Origin of the sequence: Stieleria sp. (assembly GCF_041595215.1) — a bacterium.
In the GTDB taxonomy this organism is placed as follows: Bacteria; Planctomycetota; Planctomycetia; order Pirellulales; family Pirellulaceae; genus Stieleria; species Stieleria magnilauensis.
Genome location: NZ_JBFHKV010000652.1, coordinates 1 through 4904 on the forward strand (window position 1 = coordinate 1; position 4904 = coordinate 4904).

Genomic DNA, 4904 nt, shown 5'->3' on the forward strand with positions numbered 1-4904 from the left:
CTGGGCGTTTTGGAACACACCATCCGATTCACACCCAACCAATTCGATGTTCTGCCCCGGCGTGACGAAGCGACGTTGCCGGCGACGTTCACGTTGGTGAAGTTTCGATCGAAGTATTCAATCACCAGCGAAGCTCTCACCCTGCAGTCGCTTGCGGCGACAGCCTTCGGCGGACAGATTTCGGGAACCGCAACGGTGCCCCGTGATGGCGACGGTGATTTGGTTGCCGGATTGTCAATCGCCGACATCCGTCCGAACGTTCGAATCCCAGTCCTCGGCAGGATTGCCCCAATCGCCACCGCCACCATCGCGGGAAACATCGACTGGCGTGCTCCGATCGACAAACTATTGGATCCCAATCAACACGCGGGCACTGCAACACTGTCTGTCTCGGAGATCAAGATCAACGAAGAAAGGGTCGGCGAACTGGCCGCAGAACTTGTCGCGAAACAAGGCGAGTTAGCGTTGCAAGCGAGCGGCGATCTGTTGGGCGGGACGGTCAAAGTGCGAACCATCGCCAACATGCTGACGACCGATCGTTGGTCTGATGTGATGTCCCGACTCGGACAATCGGCCTTTCGTTTCGAACACTTGCCGATCAACCCATTGGTCGATCTGTCGGTCGGTCGTCGCGTCGGTCTGACGGGCCACGTGAGCGGCGACATCATCGCCGATTTTGATTCGCAACCAACGGACCCAACAAATTTCAGGGTGAAAGTGTCCGCTGAGTTGTCAGACGTCAATTATCGCTCGCGTCTTCTTTCGCGAAAGCTGACTCTGAACGGACGACTCGAAGAAGGTGTCTTGGTGGTCCAACCGCTATTGGGCGACTACGCAAATGGATCGCTACGGCTTGACGGTCGCGTCTACTTGTTTGACCGTGACGAAACATTTCGCCCACGTGCAGACCTTCGTTTGGTTGCGTCCAGAATCCAACTCGATCGCGGACTGTGGTTTCTGGGCAGCAAGGCAGAGCGAATCCAGGGACGAATCTCTACCAAGGCAACCATCACCGGGCGTCAAGACTCTGTTCGAATCCGAGGCAGCCTGCAGGGACGCGAGTTGGCCGCATACGACTTGCCGATCGGCGTGGCACGCGGTGCGCTCGTTGCGACCGCGAATTTGAAAACGTGGCACTGGGATTTAAGCATCCCGTCGGTTCGATCAAGTGTCGGTGGCGGACAACTCGACGGCGAACTGCACCTCTCCTCCGGTCGTCGTGGAGGCGTTGACATGACGAGCCGGTGGAAAACGCGGAGAGTCGACGTGTTTCGATTGACCAATCCGTTCGGGCGATCCAGTTCACTGGCGACCGGAGAAGTCACGGGCGAAATCTCACTCGGTGGCAAGTCCGTTCGTTCGGTGGATGACCTCGCCGGTCGATTCGACTTTCAGTTGGGGCGAACGCGTGGTGCCGCGATTCCTGGCCTGATCGCGGCGTCCCAGTTTCTCGGCCCCGTCTCACTTGCCGGTCAAACCTTCGACGTGGGGGAAGCGAAAGGAATGATCGGTCAGGGCGTGGTAGTGATCGATGAATTCTGGCTGGGTGCCGACAACGCATTGGTGCGAGCGGACGGGAAACTCTACCTCCGCAGCGGTCGCATGGACATGATCGCACTGATTGCGACCGGCGACTATCGTGACATCGCCGCAAACCTTAGCCAATTGGCACAGAAGTATGCACTGCGTTCTCTGCTGCCCGCATCCGCGATCTTCAGTGTGACCGAACTGTTTCGCGATCGGACCGTGGTCATCGCGGTGCTGGGAACAACCCAAAACCCGATCGTGCGATTGCGACCGATCGAAACGTTTCGTGAAGAAGCCGCGCGGTTCCTGCTACGCGAAGGCCAACGGCTTCTCCTTGCGGGGACCTCATTGAGCGTATTGAATGGATTGGATGGAGGTTCATAGTTCTATCGCCAACACGATGCGTTCCGGTACTGTCGATGGCGCGTGTCGCCATAGCAAAACGGTTTTCAGCACGCGCGACCCACTCATCGAGCCGATTGTCTTTCTGGATAGTGTTCCATAACAATGGGTGAAGCGATGCAACGTTCTGTTTACCAAGGTCTGCTTGTTCTGGCAGTTCTGTTGACGGCCGCGAATAGCGGCTGCGCACCCTTGGGGCTTTCACTGTATCCTTCGAACTCGACGCTCACGACGGAAGCCAAAACCGTTCTCGAAGCCTCTCGCATCCCCCACGGCATACCGCGAGAGAACGCCAAAAGTGCGTTGCCGCTACATTCGCTGCAACCGGGCGATGCACTGCTGATTGAACCTGTCAATCAGGACCGCGATCTGCGTTTACCGGCCGACCAATCGGTTCTTGCGGACGGAACGGTCGACCTCGGTCCCTACGGCCGCGTCATCGTTGTCGGCAGGAATCTGGAACAGGCTGAAGCGTTGATTGAGAGGCAGATCACCGACCAGATTCGTCAGCAGATCTCAGCCTGTAAACCGTTCGTCAGTCCCGACGTCAAGGAATCACTCTCTAAGCCCCCGCTTCCAGACGACTGCGACACAATCGCCATCAACGTCAGACTGCTCGAACCTGTCCATCGCTTTTACGTCTTTGGTGAAGTGAACGCGCCCGGTTCCTTTCCGTTGACAGGCTCCGAAACGGTACTCGATGCGATCGTCAGCGCCGGTGGACTGACGTCAAGCGCCAACCCCTGTCAGATCCTGCTGGCCCGACCGACCGATCCCGGTGAGTGCCGCGTCACATTGCCGGTGTGCTATCGCGAAATCGTCCAAATGGGCAACACCGCAACCAACTATCAACTGCAGCCCGGTGACCGCGTCTTCGTCGCCGCACGGTCTTGCATGGACGAACTCATGTTCTGGCGGGCAAGTCAGACTTGTTCCCGTTGTTCCGGCTGCAACCGGGCCTGTCGCCACCCAGAACATTCGACGGCAAAGCCGATGATGATGGTTGACCAGACCATGATTTCACCCGGCAGCGTGGGTTGGACGCGACTGACTGACGATCCGCTTCGACCAAGTGATCTGATGGACCTGGATGAAGTCAACGAGCGCTATCAACCGAATTATGACAAGTATTTCGACGATGATCTGCCCGGCGAACCAACGGGCTCCAAAGCCGGCAACTCGGATGTCGATGGTGAATTAGAGTTCTCGCCGTTGTCAGAGTGATGGCGAGGGAGCCGGGGCAGCGGCGTTGCCCTGGGACGTTGGATGGGTGAGCAATTCATAGACGGCATCGAAGGCTGGCTTGGGCCGTCGGTTCCGATCGAACAGCAACGGATGATTGACTCGTTGCCAAGGGAAGTAGTTCAGCCAACTTTGTCCGTCGTGAAGGTTCCAGAATGAGACTCTCTCGATCAGGTCGCTGTATTCGTTGAACAGCCTGAAAAGCTCGACGTACTGCTCGACCAACTGTTTCTCGATTTCCGGTGGCATCCCGTCTTGGTAGGGATCGAAGGTTTCGAGTTCGTCGCGGTACTTGCCGTCATCGGCCCACCAGCGGCCGCGTTTGACCACGTCGATGTCGAGTTCTGAGACAACGACTTTGATGTTCAATCGGCGAAGTCCATCAAACGTCGCTCGCAAGTCGGCAAGCGAGTCGTCGCCCAGTTCAAAGTGCCCCTGCATTCCGTACGCGTCGACCGGGGCACCGGCCGCTTTCAGTTGTTTCAATAGCTCGATGAGTTTCGCCCGTTTGTCCGGCTGGTGCCCGTTGTAGTCGTTGTAGATCAGCAGCGCGTCCGGATCTCGGGCACGAGCGGCTTTGAACGCGGTGACGATAAAATCGATGCCCGTTGTTCTTGAATACACCGAATCACGAAGCATGTCGTCGTTGCTGTCGCCGATCGCTTCATTGACCACGTCCCAATGCGTGGCGACATCGGCGTAGCGACCGACCACGGTGTCGATGTGCGTTTTAATTCGCTGAAGCAGCCGTTCTCGGGAGACGGGCTGATCGCCTTCCTTCATCATCCATTCGTCGGTGCGATCATCTTTGGCCCAGACGAGGCAGTGGCCGACCAAGTCGATCTTGTTGGCACGGGCAAAATCCGCAAACGCATCGGATGGTTCAAAGTCCCACCGATCTTCCTCCGGATGGACGCTTTGCGGCTTCATGCAGTTCTCCGGTGTCACGATCTGAAAGTGTTGCCGAAGCAACGCGACATCTTGAGGATTCTGAAGCACGTCAACGCCGACTCCCACGCCAATCTTGAATCGTGTACCGACGGCATCCTTCAGTGATGGGGCGAGCTGCGAGGACTCGAAACCCGCCGGCCCGAACGGATACGTCGTGATTCCGATTCGGTCCAGCAATGCTCCGTTCTCGCGGTACTTGATCGTCAACAGGTGCTCGCCGGGTTCCAGCGTCCATGCAGCGAGTTTGACCCATTGCCAGCCGTTGGTCTGCAGTCCGTTGGCGGCCACGAATTCCTGGTCGTCGATCTTGAGCCAGAACGAGTCATCGTCCGCGGAAGGGCAGTTCACCCGAGCGTGCGCGTAGTACGTTGCGACTTTTGTCGTGGTGAACGGGACCGTCAACGCGGCTGTGTCGCCGACTGGGACGGCTTGTGGGCTGTCGAGGTCGGGTTTGATCGTCAGGTACTTTCCTCCAGAGGCCTGCGGTTCGCGCTCGATGATCCAGTCCGTTCCATAAGCGGTCGCTTCAGCCTCGAAGGTCAAGGTTTCGATGGATGCATCATCTGGTGTGGGGAAAGTGGATTTCCCTTTTGCCCAACCGTCGTACCAGAACTCGTGCTCTACCGATTCATAAGGGTGTGGGGTGACGGTGGTGTTCGCATCCGTCTTGCCCAGCAAAAACTTGTCGACAAAGGCTTCGACTTCCGGACGCTGACTGGCGGGGAGTCGACAATGCGGGTGACCGGCGACGATCGAAAATCCGAACCGGTCGCCAATTCCAA

At 57.5% G+C, this 4904-nt stretch carries 3 protein-coding genes; 2 read left to right on the plus strand and 1 reads right to left on the minus strand.

The window, feature by feature from the left end:
* Both ABX749_RS21840 and ABX749_RS21845 read left to right on the plus strand, forming a co-directional pair.
* A partial coding sequence (locus ABX749_RS21840; RefSeq protein ID WP_372897847.1) for an AsmA-like C-terminal region-containing protein occupies window positions 1-1911 on the plus strand: 1911 nt, incomplete at its 5' end.
* A 135-nt stretch (window positions 1912-2046) separates the two neighbouring features.
* Complete coding sequence (locus tag ABX749_RS21845; RefSeq protein WP_372897848.1) at window positions 2047-3153, plus strand: polysaccharide biosynthesis/export family protein; 1107 nt, start codon at window positions 2047-2049, stop codon at window positions 3151-3153.
* Here ABX749_RS21845 and ABX749_RS21850 read toward each other — a convergent pair.
* Window positions 3145-4904: endo-1,4-beta-xylanase (locus ABX749_RS21850; protein WP_372897849.1), on the minus strand; the 1760-nt coding region annotated here is incomplete at its 5' end. The genes ABX749_RS21845 and ABX749_RS21850 overlap by 9 nt on opposite strands.